Origin of the sequence: Bacillus cereus group sp. MYBK222-1 (genome assembly GCF_051916425.1) — a bacterium.
GTDB lineage: Bacteria > Bacillota > Bacilli > Bacillales > Bacillaceae_G > Bacillus_A > Bacillus_A paranthracis.
The window spans coordinates 255,801-271,383 of record NZ_JBQAGP010000004.1 but is presented as its reverse complement, the minus strand read 5'-3'; the positions used below and the strand labels follow the sequence as shown (position 1 = coordinate 271,383).

The window sequence follows — 15,583 nt, the reverse complement described above, 5'->3', positions numbered from 1 at the left end:
TTTTATAGAGAATAATAAGATGTTCATCAGAAATTATGAGTGATTTTTTTATTTTGTTGTTCAAAATATTTTTCTTTAACTATTTTTATCAGATCTTCTTTTTCTGTTAATTCAAAGATAAATAATGCTTTTTTCATATTATCAGCTACATCTTCTTCATTACATTGTTTCAGCTTTAGCATGTTCCAAGCTTTCCCGTAGTATAATTCGCCTAATAAATATAAAGTATTTAGATTAATAGCTAATTTAATACCCATATCATTGTATTTTATTGCCTCTTCATGTTGATTTGCATGACCTAACATTTTCCCTAAATTAAAAATGATTTTTAATTTAATCTCTTTATCTCTAGGGAAATCTAACTTGTTAAAATTAGTTAAACATCTTCTTAATATAGTAATACTCTTTTCATATTCTTTATTTGCCCAATGAAATATAGCCATCGACTGCATAATATCTATTTCTCTTTCCGATAAAAAATCACCATTCGTTACAGTTAGTTTTAGTGCATTATTTAAAAGATTTAAAGCAGTTTTTATTGATTTATTCACATAAAATATAGCAATCGCTTCATGCCATATTAGAAATTGTTTATCTTCTTTTAACTGGAAATTATTTTCGGTTTTCTCTTGTTTCACTATTTCATAAAGTTCATTATATTGTTTTTGTTTTGTACAATCTCTCATTACACATTTTACATTTTCTACATATTTTAGTTTTTTGTTTTGAGTTAGTGCGAAAATATGATTTGGATCAATACCAAGTCTTTCAGATAATTGATATAACAATATGCTAGATGGATAAATCATACCTTTTTCTATTTTGCTAATTTGACTTTGCGAACATATTCCATGACACAATTCAGATTGTGATATATTCTTTTTCATTCTAAGTTCTTTAATGGTAATACCCAAATCGTAAAATTCCATTTTTCCTCCTCAAATATAGCCCTCAATGAGTAACAAAATACTTTTCACCCTTTAATGTAATGTAAAATTAGTATATTTTCAATTATTGTTTCTTCTATCGATTTTTTTACTTCTTTGCTCAGTTGCATTTCGAGGTGAGAGTCTTACTTCAAAGAAAAACAGACTAGGGAGAAAGTTTTCTCCTTAGCCTGTCCCACCGAACAAATTCCCCATCGTCACTGTTATCCCCAAAATACAGAATTACGAATACGATAAGAAGACTTGAACATCTCACCTCATCACGCACTTTTAATTGAACACAAAAGAGAATATCCCCTTATTTCCGCTTCTTTTTAACCACAATTAAAAAAGCAATAAACAATACGTTCACACCGACGATTAAAGAAATAAATAGCCAATTCACACCTGTTTCCCCGTTAACTTTATACACATTTGATTCTTCACGCTTTAAAACGAGATAAAATTTTCCGTTTTCTTCTCTTATAATTTCATCTTCTAACAATCCCCTTAGCTCTTGTTTTTCACCAATCGCACTTGCAGGTAAAGCAACTTTTTGTGTTTCTCTCGTATTATTAATCGCTACTACTGTCACTTCATCTTTATACTTTCTCTTTAGTACACTCATTCCATCTTTATCGTATAGAAGCTCAAACGTACCGCGGCGTAAAGATGGTCTCGCTTGTCTAAGCTCACCGAGTTTCGTTATATGTTGCATAAACTTTTCATCTGATTTGAAGTCCATTAATCGTCTATTATCTGGCGTACCTCCTCCATCCAATGCAATTTCAGTTCCGTAATAAAAATTCGGAATACCTGGTGTTGTTAATAAATATGTAAGAGCTAGTTTCAAACGAGATGGTGGATAATTCATATTCTCTTTTGCAATACGAGCAAATCTTTTTGTATCTTGATTATCTAAAAATGTAGCGGCTGCTCCGTCTTTTTTACTTACATCATATAAAGGTTTCACCGATACGTCCGCTTTGGAAAACGCATCTACTATTTTTTCGTTGTATTCACTATCTTCTTTTGTCATAACTCGAAAATCTTTCTTTATCACTTGCATATCTTTTTGCACATCATCCCAAAAAGCAGGCGATTTTTTTTCACTATGTATTACATAACTTGCATCTAAATCAACTTCTTTGATCCACCATTTCATCGAGTCGATTACTTGTTGTTCGTTTTCTCCAAGCGGAAATTGAAATACAACTTTCATTCCTTTTGCATGAGCTTCTTGCACAAGTTCTTTCACATCATTTTCTGTTCCGAAATGTTCATTTACCTTCTGAAAATTGCGCACGTCTAACCCATCGTATTTTACACTTTCAAAAAGCGGCGAAAGCATAACAGTAGTAAATCCCATTTTTTTTATGTAATCCATTCTTTTTATAATACCTCTTATATCTCCGCCCTGATATCCTTCTAAATTGCCAACTTCTAACTGTTTGTCATTTTTCGGTTCCCCATTATTAAAACGATCAATCATAATGGAATATATAACTTCATCTCGCCACTCTCTTTTTTCGTCTGCAAATGTATGTATTGGTACAAACAAAACGACAGCTAAACAAAAACAAATGAATAGTTTCCTAGTATGTATTTTCCCCACACGCATCCCCCATGTATTTTAATTGTAAGAATATTATACCAATTATCCAAACGAATCGCATACGTTGATTTCATTCTTATCAAATTAATACATGTTAGGTTTTCTAACATTACATATAAAATTTTCTGAATTTTTAGTTGATTTTTCTTTTTATTTCGAATATGATATGAAACATAACAAATTGATGTTATTTTTTCTAACATTACAGGAGGAGAGAGCATGAATACAGGAGATACGGTTTTTATGTTTGTAGCGACAGTAATGGTCATGTTAATGACACCAGGATTAGCACTTTTTTATGGAGGGATGGTTCGCAGTAAAAACGTACTCAGTACGACAATGCATAGTTATAGTGCAATGGCTATCGTTTCGATTCAATGGATTGTAATTGGTTATTCTTTATCATTCGGACCAGATTGGCACGGACTTATCGGCACATTCGATTGGTTCGGTTTAAACGGAGTTAGCTACGCACCAAATCCAGACTACTCATCTACTATTCCTCACAATTTATTTATGATGTTTCAACTCATGTTCGCTATTTTAACTCCCGCTTTAATTTCAGGAGCATTTGCCGAAAGAATGCGATTTTCAGCTTTCCTTATTTTCATCCTTCTATGGACAACAATCGTTTACAATCCTGTCGCTCATTGGGTATGGGGCGTTGGCGGATGGCTAAGAGAACTTGGTGCGTTAGACTTCGCTGGTGGTAATGTCGTTCATATTACATCTGGGGTGGCTGGCCTTGTATTAGCTATTTTCCTTGGAAAACGCAAAAACATAAACGGTTCGTCTCCTCATCATTTACCATTTACGATGTTAGGCGCTGGTTTACTGTGGTTCGGCTGGTTCGGTTTTAACGTCGGAAGCGCATTATCTTTAAACGACGTAGCTTTAACTGCATTTATTAATACAAATATAGCCGCCGCTGCCTCCGCATTAACTTGGATGCTTTCAGAGTGGTTCTTCCAATCAAAACCGACCGCGATGGGAGCTGCTTGCGGCGTTGTTTCCGGCCTAGTCGCTATTACACCAGCTTGCGGGTTCGTTACACCTTTCTCAGCTCTTCTTATCGGAGCAATTGGCGGCGTATTATGCTTCGGAGCGGTCTTTTTCTTAAAAACAAAATTCGGATACGACGATACACTCGATGCATTTGGATGTCACGGCATCGGCGGAACTTGGGGCGGCATTGCGACAGGACTATTTGCAACTACCACCGTAAACAGTGATGGCGCTAACGGATTATTTTACGGGAACGCCGCGCTGCTGTTGAAACAACTTGTAGCAATCGGCGCAACATATGCGTTCACAATTATAATGACGTACGCGATTATTAAAGCAATTAACTTCTTCCTCCCTGTCCGGGTAGATGAGCACGAGGAACATATGGGACTTGATATTTCAATGCATGGAGAGAAAGCTTATGAATATACTGAGCGAGTGAACTAAAAAAGAGATGCAATCTATTGATAGTAGATTGCATCTCTTTTTATTAGACTTGCCGGCACCATACCCTGAGCGGTATTAATATAAATATATCAGCGATTCTTCGGATATATCGACGATTTTTCAAATATATCAGCGATTATTTCAATATATCGACGTTTCGACACGATATATCGATTTACCAACAAATTCCGACATAATGAAACTGAAGAATACCCGCGTGTAACTTTACATAAACAAAAAAAGACGACCGTTTCATAACAGTCGTCTTTTCCAATTTATTTCGGAGCATTTCCTACATATTGCGTAATATCAACGTTTAATGCTTGCGCTAAACGCATACCGTACTCTTGATCTGCACGGAAGAAGTTACATACAGCTAGTAATTTCGTACGTTCATTTACGTCTTTTAAGTCATTTGTTAAGTTTGCAATTAAGTTGTCTTGCTCTTCTTTAGAGAATGAACGGTAACGCTCACCCGCTTGTTTGAAATCATTTGGTTTGTCAATTTTCTCACGAGATACATAGCCTTCTACTTTCATAGTTGAATCGCGGTAAGCTGGGTCTTCAACTGGATTTTCAGCATGACGGCTCGGTTCATAGTTAATTGTAGATGGGTTTTGATTGATTTGCATCGCACCATCACGTTGTTGATTATGAACAGCTGCGTATGGACAGTTTACAGGAATTTGTAAGTAGTTTGCACCAAGGCGGTAACGCTGTGTATCTGGATAAGAGAATAAACGACCTTGTAATAATTTATCTTCAGATGGTTCAATACCATTTACAGTTGCACTTGGAGAGAACGCTACTTGTTCTACTTCCGCGAAGAAGTTTTTCGGGTTACGGTTTAACGTCATTGTCCCTACTTCCATTAATGGGAAACGATCTTCTGGCCATACTTTCGTTGGGTCCAGTGGATCAAAGTCTAAAGAATCCATTTCATCTAGTTGCATCACTTGTACGTGTAAATCCCATTTCGGGTAATTTCCTTTTTCGATTGCATCGAATAAGTCACGAGTTGCATGGTTGAAGTCTTTTCCTTGTACTTCTTGCACTTCTTTTGCACTTAAGTTACGTACACCTTGCTGTGGCTTCCAATGATATTTAATGTAGACGATTTTACCTTCCGCATTAATCCATTTGAATGAATGTACACCGAAACCTTCCATTTCACGATAGCTTGCTGGTGTACCGTAATCAGAAAATACCCATGTCATCATATGTGTAGATTCTGGACTTAACGTCATGAAATCCCAGTAACGATCTGGTGTTTGAATATTTGTATCAGGTGCTGGTTTTAAAGAATGCACCATATCAGGGAATTTAATTGCATCACGAATGAAGAAGACTGGTAAATGGTTACCTACAATATCGTAATTTCCTTCTTCTGTATAAAATTTAACAGCGAAACCGCGTGGATCACGTGCTGTTTCAGGAGAACCTTGACCATGAATAACCGTTGAAAAACGAACAAACACAGGCGTTTCAGTTCCTTCATTTTGTAAAAATGCTGCTTTCGTATATTGCTTCATGCTATTTTTCGTAACGAATACACCGTGAGCACCTGCACCACGTGCGTGCACAACACGCTCTGGAATACGTTCACGATCAAAGTGAGCCAATTTTTCTACTAAATGATAGTCTTCTAATAATACTGGTCCACGGCGACCAGCTGTACGAGAATTTTGGTTATCTCCGACCGGAGCACCTTGGTTTGTGGTTAAGCGATTATTTGGATTCATCTAGGGGGATCCTCCTCTTTCTTTCATAGTAATTATTATTTATTTAAAATTATTATAAATTAATTATTATTCAAAATTAGTTCTTTGTCAACTATTTCTTTCATTTTTCTGGAAACAATTGTAGCTAAACAATCAATAAATGTAGATTGTGCATTCGGCATATTTGGTCTAAAATACGCAGCATTTAATTCATCCGTCACAACTTTACACTCGTAATCGTTGTCATATAAAACTTCTAAATGCTCTGCCACAAAACCAACTGGGCAATATATGAAAGATTTATATCTATGCTCTTCAAATAAATCTCTCGTTAAATCTTGCACATCCGGTCCAATCCATGGATCAGGTGTATTTCCGGCACTTTGCCAACCTATTGTATAGTTTTGGATGTTTGCAGCTGCTGCGATTAAATCCGCCGTATGCTGCAATTGCTCCACATAAGGATCACCTGCTGCAATAATTTTTTCTGGTAAACTATGCGCAGAAAAAATTACAACTGCTTTCTCTTTATCTTCAATTTTTGTAAATGTTTCTTTTATTTGATCTGCCCAATACGAAATAAATTTCGGTTCATCATACCATTGTTCAATTGGTTCAATAACAGGACCACCTATTTCCTCCGAGAGACGAATTGCACGCTCGTTATATGCCTTAATGCTAAAGGTAGAATAATGCGGCGCTAATACGATACTAATTGCTTGCTCAATTCCATCGCGCTTCATCTCTTCTACTGCATCTTCTATAAACGGAGCAGTATGTTTTAAGCCTAAGTAACAATTAAATTCATACTCTGTAAACATATTATTCATTGAGTCTGTTAATTTATGCGCTTGCTCTTTCGTAATTTTTGCAAGCGGTGAAATTCCACCAATCGCTTTATAGCGTCCAATTAAATCTTGGAGTGCTTCTTCTGATGGCTTACGCCCATGACGAATATGTGTATAATATGCCTCTACTTCATCTAATGAATCCGGCGTTCCATACGCCATTACGAGTAAACCTATTTTTTTCTTTTTCATCTATATAACACCTCAATTTTATAAATGAGAATCTTTTTCAAGAACATTTGTTTCCAATTATAACAACTAATAATAAGTACGTAAAGATAATTATTCTAAATAAGTATTTTCTCTAATATGATTTTGAATTTTATATGACAATTTATTTAATAAAAAGCGACTTACTTATAAAGTAAGTCGCTTTTCTCCTATTCTTTAATATTTACTCCATATTCTTTAAACCAAACGTGAATTTGTGCTAAATGAGCTAAAAGTTGTGGCCCAGTCATTAATTGACCATACCATGGCGTTTGGAATGCACTGCCGCCTGACTCAATTAATCCACTCAGCTGTTCTTTATCAAATAGCTCGTGTAAAATCGAGCCTTTATCTGTTAATAAATCTTGTATCCATACTGTTACTGCTTTCGTATAGTGCGGATTATGTGTTTTTGGATACGGGCTCTTCTTTCTATATAATATCTCATTTGGAAGTAACCCTTCTAACGCTTTACGCAATAGACCTTTTTCGCGGTTTTTATACATTTTCATTTCCCAAGGAATATTCCACGCATATTCGACAAGACGATGATCTGCAAATGGAACGCGTACTTCTAAGCTCGCCCCCATACTCATACGGTCTTTTCTGTCTAATAATGTTGTCATAAACCATACCATATTTAAATAAAATAATTGGCGTCTTTTTGCTTCTAGCGGACTTTCCCCATCTAAAATAGGAACTTCTTGAATGGACTCTTCATAGCGCTGCTGTACATATTGTTGTAAATTTAATTTATTTCTCCATTCTTTCTTTAGCAATTGTTCACGCGCTTCTGTAGAACGCATCCACGGAAATGCGCTCGATTGTAAATCATCTTCTCTATAAAACCACGGATAACCACCAAATATTTCATCTGCACATTCCCCAGATAAACCGACGACAAAATCTTGTTTAATTTCGCGGCAAAACCATAATAATGACGAATCGATATCTGCCATACCAGGCAAATCACGAACGAGTACTGCTTCTGTTAAATACTGCGCTAATTGTTCATTTGAAATGACGCAGCGATGATGGATCGTTTGAAACGTCTCCGTCATTAAATGAATAAATGGTGCATCTGAATTTGGCTGAAACGCATTTGCTTTAAAGTATTTGTCATTATCTTCGTAATCAACCGAATACGTGTGTAATTGACCTTTTCCCGATCTTTCGTATTCTTTTGCAGCAATTGCTGTTATAGCGCTTGAATCTACACCGCCTGATAAAAAAGTACATAATGGTACATCAGAAACGAGCTGCCTTGTAATCGCATCTTGTAATAAAAAGCGTGTTTTTTCTACTGTTTCTTCAAAGGAATCTTCATGCTTTTTACTTTCTACATTCCAATATCTCCATATGCATAAACCGTTCTTTGAAAATGTCATCGCATGACCTGGACGTAATTCTTTTATACCAGCATAAATGCCGTGGCCAGGTGTTCTAGATGGTCCAAGGCCAAATATTTCAGATAATCCTTCTAACGTCACTTCCGCCTTCACATCTGGATGCGCCAATATCGCTTTTAACTCTGAGCCAAATAGTAATCGCCCACTGTCATATTTATAAAATAGTGGTTTTACCCCTAATCGATCGCGCGCAATAAACACTTGTTCTTTCTGTTCATCCCATACAGCAAACGCATATATACCGTTTAAATGATCGACACATTCTTCTTTCCATTCGATATAAGAAGCTAACAATACTTCCGTATCAGAGTGACCTTTGAAGGTATATCCTCTTCTTAATAGTTCCTTTCGGATGTCTTCCGTGTTATAAAGTTCGCCGTTATAGCAAATTGCATAATTTGCTTCATCTTTTAAACAAGTCATCGGCTGTTTACCACCTTCAGGATCAACAACGATTAACCGTTTATGCCCAAATGCAACATTGCCTTTAATCCAAACTTTATTATCATCTGGACCACGCTTCGCTAACGTCTCAGCCATCTTCGTAACGACGTCCCGTTCTCCTTCTAATGAGCGTTTATAATCCACCCATCCTGTAATCCCGCACATATAAATCATCCTTCCATCTTATTTCTTTTCTTGAACGTGCAGTAACCCCACTCTAAAAGTGCGGATCAAAAAAATGACAAACTTGACGATAACCTACTATCCACATATGGAATAGCATTTTCACTCAGTAAAACGTGTTTTATTGTATGCCCACCTATGTCCGGATGTGTCTAGTTATAAAGAATGCACGAACTGTCTATAACAGGAATAACTACTTTTCAAAAGGAGAAATCGTGTATGATACAACGTAAACATATTTTATATAACCAGCCTCGCGCTCATACAGTCGGTAATGTAGAATATATAAACAATGAATGGATATTCTTTGATGACGAAAATGAGGAAGCATTTTTATTAGAAGATATTGCCGAAGATGGATTTGAAATTTTATATAACAACAACTGGCTACCGGCTCGTTTCTATGAACAAGATATATTACAAATCGCCAACGAACAGCACCATTTGCAAAATGGGGAAATGATACGCATTCGTAAAAAATTACTCCTTAGCTATACAGAATGGCTTGAGGAATTACCTGACTCTGTCTTCGCCTTATTAACAGAATCATTGCAATCACTTCATTACTCTTTATATGATTGCATGTATTGTCATAATTATTTATCCTTCTTACCGAAAGAGGAAACATGCGAAGGAGTAAATATTCTTTTATTCGATAACGAAGAAATGATTTGTTCACTACAGCACCATTTCGTTCGTCACGCTACGTCAAATAAAAATATGTTTCGTTTTACGAAAGTAAACGGAGAAGAGTTGCATATCGATGCAACATAAAATAAAAAACCACCTTATCTCCCAAATATTTGAGATTATAAGGTGGTTTTATTTTCTTTATTAGAATACTTGCCAACCAATCGGTAATTTCAGTCCTAGATAAAATACCGCTACAAGCGCGATAATAAATAATCCCCAGAATGCCCCCGTTGCCTTGTTCTTGCTCATTTTCACAAGAACCATTTCCATTCCAGCGATAACTAAAATACCAGCTAGCATTTTTAAACCATACCACATGTGCATGTTACTTGTTGCAGTCTTCATAATACCCATGTACAACATGAAACCTGTCACAATAATGATAATGTACATAAGACGAAGCCCCATATGTACACCTTTCCCTTTTCTTCCTGCTGAATAAAGTGAATACGCAACGAAAAATAAAATTAAACCTAACGCCCATGCTGTAATATGCATATGTACCATCGTATCCCTTACCTCCTCTTTTCACACTTTTTCACTCTATATGATAACATGTTCATTTATTTTCAGGAAATGTTTCGCTTTTTTACATTTAAATGCTATAATATTTAGAGTATTTACAAACTTCTTGTAATAACAAAAGGGGGAACAATCATGATTCAAACTAAGGATATTATCGAACTTACAGACACATACGGGGCAAATAACTATCACCCACTTCCAATCGTTATTTCTAAAGCAGAAGGCGTTTGGGTAGAAGATCCTGAAGGAAACCGCTATATGGACTTATTAAGTGCATATTCGGCAGTAAACCAAGGTCATCGTCACCCAAAAATTATTAACGCTTTAATTGACCAAGCTAATCGTGTTACGTTAACTTCTCGTGCTTTCCATAGCGATCAATTAGGTCCTTGGTACGAAAAAGTTGCGAAACTAACTAATAAAGAAATGGTACTTCCAATGAATACAGGTGCAGAAGCTGTTGAAACTGCAATTAAAACAGCTCGCCGCTGGGCTTATGATGTGAAGAAAGTAGAAGCAAACCGTGCTGAAATTATCGTTTGTGAAGATAACTTCCACGGACGTACGATGGGTGCTGTTTCTATGTCTTCAAACGAAGAGTACAAGCGCGGATTCGGTCCAATGCTTCCTGGCATCGTTGTAATTCCTTACGGTGATTTAGAAGCGTTAAAAGCTGCTATTACACCAAACACAGCTGCATTCATTTTAGAGCCAATCCAAGGTGAAGCAGGGATTAACATCCCCCCAGCTGGTTTCTTAAAAGAAGCTCTTGAAGTATGTAAAAAAGAAAACGTTTTATTCGTAGCAGATGAAATCCAAACTGGCTTAGGCCGTACTGGTAAAGTATTTGCTTGTGACTGGGACGGTGTAACTCCTGACATGTACATACTTGGTAAAGCGCTTGGCGGCGGCGTATTCCCAATCTCTTGCGTTGCAGCAAACCGCGACATTTTAGGGGTATTTGAGCCAGGTTCTCACGGTTCTACATTCGGTGGTAATCCACTTGCATGTGCTGTTTCTATCGCAGCTCTTGAAGTGTTAGAAGAAGAAAAATTAACAGAGCGTTCTCTTCAATTAGGTGAAAAATTAGTTGGACAATTAAAAGAAATCGATAACCCAATGATTACTGAAGTTCGCGGTAAAGGTTTATTTATCGGTATCGAATTAAACGAGCCAGCTCGCCCTTACTGTGAACAACTAAAAGCAGCTGGACTGTTATGTAAAGAAACACACGAAAACGTAATTCGTATCGCACCACCTCTAGTAATCTCTGAAGAAGATTTAGAGTGGGCATTCCAAAAAATTAAAGCTGTATTATCGTAATAATAGAGAGGTTGTCCTACATGTTGGGACAACCTCTTTCATTTTATATTGATTTATACTAAAATAAAATTGTAATTTTCTGTATTTTAAATTCATAAAGGAGGTGCGATATGTTATTAAGATACGGCAAACATATTAACTATTTAGCTACAACTTTTCTTTTAGTTACATTCTTTGGCTTCCTACTTTCCGTAACATCGCTTAGTCACTACTCAACTCCCACTACATTCACACTACTGAAAGCATCATTTTGGACTACTGTTATTCTTACTATCATTGGTTTTGGACGCGAAAAAAGCGCACTTACGGTTATACTATTTGGCATTTGTACACTTGCAGTCATTGGTCTTTACACTTTTTCCGTTATCGATTACCTCTATCACCCAAGACCATAGAAAAGAGCTATCTTATTAATAAGATAGCTCTTTTCTTCACTTCACTACATTTCGCAAAGTACCAATTCCTTCTACTGTAACAACTACTTCATCACCGGCATGCAAAAACTTCGGTGGTGTGAAACCTTTTCCAACACCAGCCGGGGTTCCTGTTGCGATAATATCTCCTGGTTCTAATGTCATTCCTTTACTTATCGTTGAAATGATTTCTTCTATTGAAAAAATCATTTTATTTGTATTTGAAGTTTGTCTTACTTCTCCATTTACTACCGTTTCAATGTGTAACGCATTTGGCGCACTAACCATCGATTTATGAATTAAATACGGTCCCATCGGACAAAATGTATCGAAACTTTTTCCAAGGAAAAATTGCTTATGCTTCCTTTGAATATCGCGAGCAGTTATATCATTTATAATGGTATAACCAAAAACATGCTCAAGCGCTTTTTCTTTTTTTATTTGTTTCCCTCGCTTACCAATGACGATAGCTAGTTCCCCTTCATAGTCTAATTCATTTGTTGCGTGGGGATGACTATTAATTTTTTCATCCATTCCAATCACTGTCGTTGGTGCTTTCGTAAAGATCATTATATTTTCTGGAATTGACTCTACGCCGCCCATTTCCATCGCATGCTCACGATAATTTTTTCCAACGCAAAGAATATTCTTTCTTGGCCTTGGAATTGGTGCTAATATTTTCACCTCAGTTAACGGGTAATACGCCGTTCCTTCATTTTCCTTCGCCCAATTGACAATTTCACACATTTTTTCAACACATTCGGTTCCTCTTTCAATACATTCTAACATTGTAATAGGGATTGTAACCTTTTCTCCCTTTTGCCTTTGCGCTTCTCTTAAGTGCAATACCTTTTCTTCTTCTTCATCCACAATACCTACAAATACCTTTTCTTCTTTTTTCGCCGTTACCAAACGCAACATTTCCACTCTCCATCCTAAAACTCATACCTTTTAATTGTATTCGCATCTGTAAGAAAAAAACCTTCTCATACACGCTAATTTTTACAATATTCTTCTCATATCCGATTCGTTACTCCTTTATCATTTGGCATAAAATGTAGAAATTTTACTTTTTTTAGCGAATGCATTTCTTTTTTATGTTTTTTTTGTATAATATGTACTACATATATACTAAAAATTTCATTTAGAGATGGAGCCGATTTCAATGTTTGAGCAAGCGATTGAAAAAAAACGTGAAAAAATGATTTATTTTGCTGAACGCTACGGAATGACTTCTCAAAAAACAGTGGATTGTAGCCAAGAACTGGACAGGCTCTTAAATGCAATTTGGCATGTACATACGGATTTTCACCCTAATCAAACACTCGACACACACACACAATAACGTGTGTGTTTCTTTTATTTCAAAAAAACACACATTTTATTAAAAACGCCCATACAATAGTAGAAAAGAAAATTTTAAAAACGAAAGGTGTTTTGTATGCCAGCTATGGTCGGACATATTCGTATCGTTAATATTGGATCAAGTGGTATTTTTCATATTGGAGATGTATTTGCGATTAGGCCTATTAGTTATTCACGCGCTTTCGCTGGGGCCGGCTCTTTTAATGTTGGAGATAACGTTTCTGTCTACAATTATCAAAGCGCAACGACTGTTAATGATTCAGATGTTGTTGATCAAGCGATAATTGGTTCAACTTAAAGGGGGCGATTGTATTGAATTTTTATGTAAACCAAAGCATCATCATTAACAGTATTAAAATTGATAGCATTACAACCTCTTCTGTATTCCAGATTGGTACTGCCGGAAGTATTAAAGCCCTATCTAAATTCTCAAATACTGGCGGATTTACAGAACCCCTTCGCCCATTACAAGCGAAAGGACAAATTATTTCTATCAAACCATCAACTAGTTCTTCTTAAGACATCCTTGTCATAAATATATAGTAGGAATATATTTACCCTCCCTATTGAAAAGGAGGTTTCACAAATGAATCAAGATATATATACTTACTTACACCAACTTCAACAAGCTCTTCAAGCACAACAAGCGACCATTCTTAACTTAGAAGATCAAGTTCGTCAATTACAAGAAGAGCTTAATGAATTAAAAAGTCGCCCCTCCTCTTCTATAGGAAAAGTGGAATATAAATTCGATCAATTAAAAGTAGAAAATTTAAATGGCACTTTAAATATTGGATTAAATCCATTTTCAACAAAAGGACAACAAATTGAGGATTTTCAAGTTGACACGGAAACTTTGAAGGTCAATCCTGAAACAGATACAAACCCAGACTTTTACCAAGGTATCCTTCAGGAAATGCATCGTTACTTAGATGAAGAAGCATATAATCGAATTCTCCATTTTGAACAGGAAGAGAGAACGCCGCTCGATGAAATGTATCGACAAATGATGGTTGACGACATAAAGAAACAGATGGAGCATAGACTTCCTTATTATTTATCACAAGCACAATCACATGAAGGGATTTCAACAGATCCAGATTATTTACGAGATATCATTATTCAAGCTATGAAACATGATATCGACAAAGCCTTCCTCTCTTTTATTCAACACATACCGGGCAATTTCCGAAAGGAGTAAGTATGTATGAACCTTAACGTTGTAAACCGCGAGTTCAAAGTCGGACAGATTAAAATGAACGGTGTATCGTCGTCCGCACTCTTTTTAATTGGGGATGCAAATTTCCTCATTCTATCTTCTATTCTTGATACGCCGTTTGAAACTGTTACAGAGGGTCCATTTGTGCCATTAGTAACAGATGTCCCTCCTACTCCAGGTTAAGGAGACTGAGAAATTATGTTACATCACGTGTCTATTGTCCAAAATGTTTCTATTGTTTCGTTAGGGATTGCTGCCGTATTTCAAGTTGGAGATGCCAATCAAATGGAATTAAAAAGTAGAGCTCTTGCCGTTCACCGGGAATTCCCTTGTTATATAAAAGACGAAGGTCGCTTAGATGCATTTGAAATCTTTACAGATGAATACATTACAATCCCGAAACGAACGACAGATGTAAAATTAAACATTGTAAATGAATGTCCTTTTATTGAAGTGAATAACGTTGAATTGCGCACACTTTTAAACTCTGGTGGATTTCAAATTGGAAATGTTGATTATGTTTTTAATAACTCTCGTATTATGCAAATTCGCCAATATATTACAGATGAACCTTCCGCACAATAATTCATATAGTAATTACAAAGTTTAGTAAAGTAGGTGGATGGTATGCCTTCTGTTGTTGGAAATCTCGTCGTGCAAAACAGTAATGGTTCTTTCAATTTAGGGGATTTTTATAACGTTTCTCCGAAAGAAAATACGAAAGCTTATAATGGATCTGGAGCTTCCAATGTTGGATTTGTCGTGAATACTTTTAACGGTGTTAGTGCAACAAATACGTTTGATTCTGATGTGGCGGATCAAGACCAGATTGGAACAGCTTAATCAAACAGTTGCCCTGTAATTACTCTTTATAGGTAGATAGTAAAAGAGTCCATCTAACGTGATGGACTCTTTTCTATTTCTTCTAGAAGAGCATAGCACTCTTTTTATTTAAATGATAATCCTTGTTCCTCCAAAGCCTTTCTAAGCTTCGGCATCGACGCAGGTCCCATACCATGCAGTTTTAAAACTTCTTTCTCACTATACTTTGAGAGTTCTTCTACAGTGTGAATTCCATGATGCTCTAGCGCCCTTCTTGCTGGCACTGAAAGAAGGGAAAGAAACCCTTCTTTTGGCGTTCTCTCTTTCTCACAGGTTGGGCAAGTTGGACAATCGCTACTTTTATAGTACTCATGTCCTTTTTCACACGTTCTTAACGTTTTTTCCGTTACCATTT

The 15,583-nt window shown here is 36.2% G+C and carries 19 protein-coding genes; 11 read left to right on the top strand and 8 right to left on the bottom strand.

The features are described 5' to 3' along the window. Positions 1 to 26 precede the first annotated feature (26 nt). Together ACTFR9_RS20085 and ACTFR9_RS20080 are read right to left on the bottom strand one after the other, a co-directional pair. Complete coding sequence (locus ACTFR9_RS20085) at positions 27 to 929, bottom strand: helix-turn-helix domain-containing protein (RefSeq protein ID WP_000397900.1); 903 nt, start codon at positions 927 to 929, stop codon at positions 27 to 29. A 316-nt stretch (positions 930 to 1,245) separates the two neighbouring features. Next, the gene (locus ACTFR9_RS20080) at positions 1,246 to 2,547 is read right to left on the bottom strand and encodes an alpha-amylase family glycosyl hydrolase (RefSeq protein WP_048520013.1); all 1,302 of its coding nucleotides are present in this window, start codon (positions 2,545 to 2,547) and stop codon (positions 1,246 to 1,248) included. Positions 2,548 to 2,760: 213 nt separating this feature from the next. On the opposite strand from ACTFR9_RS20080, the gene ACTFR9_RS20075 reads away from it, so the two are divergent. After that, positions 2,761 to 3,993, top strand: coding sequence for an ammonium transporter (locus tag ACTFR9_RS20075; protein ID WP_001091647.1), 1,233 nt, complete (start codon positions 2,761 to 2,763; stop codon positions 3,991 to 3,993). A 275-nt stretch (positions 3,994 to 4,268) separates the two neighbouring features. Here the strand turns inward: ACTFR9_RS20075 and katB are convergent, their stop codons facing one another. The 3 genes from katB to asnB form a co-directional block, all read right to left on the bottom strand. Next, positions 4,269 to 5,735, bottom strand: a complete 1,467-nt coding sequence (gene katB, locus ACTFR9_RS20070) for a catalase KatB (RefSeq protein WP_001069173.1) — start codon at positions 5,733 to 5,735, stop codon at positions 4,269 to 4,271. 59 nt (positions 5,736 to 5,794) lie between these two features. Then, entirely contained in the window at positions 5,795 to 6,754 is a 960-nt protein-coding gene (hemH, locus tag ACTFR9_RS20065; protein ID WP_000727370.1) for a ferrochelatase, read from the bottom strand. 188 nt (positions 6,755 to 6,942) lie between these two features. Next, complete coding sequence (gene asnB, locus ACTFR9_RS20060) at positions 6,943 to 8,790, bottom strand: asparagine synthase (glutamine-hydrolyzing) (protein ID WP_000333972.1); 1,848 nt, start codon at positions 8,788 to 8,790, stop codon at positions 6,943 to 6,945. 237 nt (positions 8,791 to 9,027) lie between these two features. On the opposite strand from asnB, the gene ACTFR9_RS20055 reads away from it, so the two are divergent. Beyond that, on the top strand, positions 9,028 to 9,582 hold the full coding sequence (locus tag ACTFR9_RS20055; RefSeq protein ID WP_098946651.1) for a DUF2777 domain-containing protein: 555 nt from the start codon (positions 9,028 to 9,030) through the stop codon (positions 9,580 to 9,582). Positions 9,583 to 9,642: 60 nt separating this feature from the next. Here ACTFR9_RS20055 and ACTFR9_RS20050 read toward each other — a convergent pair whose 3' ends face one another. Then, entirely contained in the window at positions 9,643 to 10,008 is a 366-nt protein-coding gene (locus ACTFR9_RS20050; protein WP_000233491.1) for a YisL family protein, read from the bottom strand. A gap of 150 nt (positions 10,009 to 10,158) precedes the next feature. On the opposite strand from ACTFR9_RS20050, the gene rocD reads away from it, so the two are divergent. Next, complete coding sequence (gene rocD, locus ACTFR9_RS20045) at positions 10,159 to 11,349, top strand: ornithine aminotransferase (protein ID WP_000616655.1); 1,191 nt, start codon at positions 10,159 to 10,161, stop codon at positions 11,347 to 11,349. A gap of 110 nt (positions 11,350 to 11,459) precedes the next feature. Further along, entirely contained in the window at positions 11,460 to 11,744 is a 285-nt protein-coding gene (locus ACTFR9_RS20040) for a hypothetical protein (RefSeq protein ID WP_000926868.1), read from the top strand. Positions 11,745 to 11,780: 36 nt separating this feature from the next. Here ACTFR9_RS20040 and ACTFR9_RS20035 read toward each other — a convergent pair whose 3' ends face one another. Beyond that, on the bottom strand, positions 11,781 to 12,683 hold the full coding sequence (locus ACTFR9_RS20035) for a fumarylacetoacetate hydrolase family protein (RefSeq protein WP_000945298.1): 903 nt from the start codon (positions 12,681 to 12,683) through the stop codon (positions 11,781 to 11,783). Between the two features lie 244 nt (positions 12,684 to 12,927). On the opposite strand from ACTFR9_RS20035, the gene ACTFR9_RS20030 reads away from it, so the two are divergent. The 7 genes from ACTFR9_RS20030 to gerPF all read left to right on the top strand — a co-directional run bounded on the left by ACTFR9_RS20030 (position 12,928) and on the right by gerPF (position 15,189). Next, positions 12,928 to 13,107: an aspartyl-phosphate phosphatase Spo0E family protein gene (locus ACTFR9_RS20030; RefSeq protein ID WP_000462840.1), complete on the top strand. Its 180-nt coding sequence runs from the start codon at positions 12,928 to 12,930 to the stop codon at positions 13,105 to 13,107. Positions 13,108 to 13,203: 96 nt separating this feature from the next. Further along, positions 13,204 to 13,425: a spore germination protein GerPA gene (gene gerPA, locus ACTFR9_RS20025; RefSeq protein ID WP_001111188.1), complete on the top strand. Its 222-nt coding sequence runs from the start codon at positions 13,204 to 13,206 to the stop codon at positions 13,423 to 13,425. Between the two features lie 14 nt (positions 13,426 to 13,439). Continuing rightward, positions 13,440 to 13,646 carry a spore germination protein GerPB gene (gerPB, locus tag ACTFR9_RS20020; protein WP_001012508.1) on the top strand — a complete coding sequence of 69 codons (207 nt, stop codon included), beginning with the start codon at positions 13,440 to 13,442 and terminating at the stop codon, positions 13,644 to 13,646. A 67-nt stretch (positions 13,647 to 13,713) separates the two neighbouring features. After that, on the top strand, positions 13,714 to 14,328 hold the full coding sequence (gene gerPC / locus ACTFR9_RS20015; RefSeq protein WP_001070747.1) for a spore germination protein GerPC: 615 nt from the start codon (positions 13,714 to 13,716) through the stop codon (positions 14,326 to 14,328). Positions 14,329 to 14,334: 6 nt separating this feature from the next. Beyond that, the gene (gene gerPD, locus ACTFR9_RS20010; protein WP_001052802.1) at positions 14,335 to 14,529 is read left to right on the top strand and encodes a spore germination protein GerPD; all 195 of its coding nucleotides are present in this window, start codon (positions 14,335 to 14,337) and stop codon (positions 14,527 to 14,529) included. Between the two features lie 15 nt (positions 14,530 to 14,544). Continuing rightward, a complete protein-coding gene (locus tag ACTFR9_RS20005) occupies positions 14,545 to 14,931 on the top strand; it encodes a spore germination protein GerPE (RefSeq protein WP_000902335.1) in 387 nt (128 codons plus the stop codon). A 42-nt stretch (positions 14,932 to 14,973) separates the two neighbouring features. Further along, the gene (gene gerPF, locus ACTFR9_RS20000) at positions 14,974 to 15,189 is read left to right on the top strand and encodes a spore germination protein GerPF (RefSeq protein ID WP_001141566.1); all 216 of its coding nucleotides are present in this window, start codon (positions 14,974 to 14,976) and stop codon (positions 15,187 to 15,189) included. Positions 15,190 to 15,293: 104 nt separating this feature from the next. Here the strand turns inward: gerPF and ACTFR9_RS19995 are convergent, their stop codons facing one another. Beyond that, a complete protein-coding gene (locus ACTFR9_RS19995) occupies positions 15,294 to 15,581 on the bottom strand; it encodes an RNA polymerase alpha subunit C-terminal domain-containing protein (RefSeq protein ID WP_000255721.1) in 288 nt (95 codons plus the stop codon). Positions 15,582 to 15,583 lie beyond the last annotated feature (2 nt).

Coding starts and splice junctions, on each gene's coding strand:
- ACTFR9_RS20075 (WP_001091647.1), top strand. CDS start 2,761: ATGAATACAGGAGATACGGTTTTTATGTTTGTAGCGACAGTAATGGTC.
- ACTFR9_RS20085 (WP_000397900.1), bottom strand. CDS start 929: ATGGAATTTTACGATTTGGGTATTACCATTAAAGAACTTAGAATGAAA.
- asnB (WP_000333972.1), bottom strand. CDS start 8,790: ATGTGCGGGATTACAGGATGGGTGGATTATAAACGCTCATTAGAAGGA.
- ACTFR9_RS20080 (WP_048520013.1), bottom strand. CDS start 2,547: ATGCGTGTGGGGAAAATACATACTAGGAAACTATTCATTTGTTTTTGT.
- ACTFR9_RS19995 (WP_000255721.1), bottom strand. CDS start 15,581: ATGGTAACGGAAAAAACGTTAAGAACGTGTGAAAAAGGACATGAGTAC.
- rocD (WP_000616655.1), top strand. CDS start 10,159: ATGATTCAAACTAAGGATATTATCGAACTTACAGACACATACGGGGCA.
- gerPC (WP_001070747.1), top strand. CDS start 13,714: ATGAATCAAGATATATATACTTACTTACACCAACTTCAACAAGCTCTT.
- gerPD (WP_001052802.1), top strand. CDS start 14,335: ATGAACCTTAACGTTGTAAACCGCGAGTTCAAAGTCGGACAGATTAAA.
- ACTFR9_RS20030 (WP_000462840.1), top strand. CDS start 12,928: ATGTTTGAGCAAGCGATTGAAAAAAAACGTGAAAAAATGATTTATTTT.
- ACTFR9_RS20050 (WP_000233491.1), bottom strand. CDS start 10,008: ATGGTACATATGCATATTACAGCATGGGCGTTAGGTTTAATTTTATTT.
- gerPA (WP_001111188.1), top strand. CDS start 13,204: ATGCCAGCTATGGTCGGACATATTCGTATCGTTAATATTGGATCAAGT.
- ACTFR9_RS20040 (WP_000926868.1), top strand. CDS start 11,460: ATGTTATTAAGATACGGCAAACATATTAACTATTTAGCTACAACTTTT.
- katB (WP_001069173.1), bottom strand. CDS start 5,735: ATGAATCCAAATAATCGCTTAACCACAAACCAAGGTGCTCCGGTCGGA.
- hemH (WP_000727370.1), bottom strand. CDS start 6,754: ATGAAAAAGAAAAAAATAGGTTTACTCGTAATGGCGTATGGAACGCCG.
- ACTFR9_RS20005 (WP_000902335.1), top strand. CDS start 14,545: ATGTTACATCACGTGTCTATTGTCCAAAATGTTTCTATTGTTTCGTTA.
- ACTFR9_RS20035 (WP_000945298.1), bottom strand. CDS start 12,683: ATGTTGCGTTTGGTAACGGCGAAAAAAGAAGAAAAGGTATTTGTAGGT.
- ACTFR9_RS20055 (WP_098946651.1), top strand. CDS start 9,028: ATGATACAACGTAAACATATTTTATATAACCAGCCTCGCGCTCATACA.
- gerPF (WP_001141566.1), top strand. CDS start 14,974: ATGCCTTCTGTTGTTGGAAATCTCGTCGTGCAAAACAGTAATGGTTCT.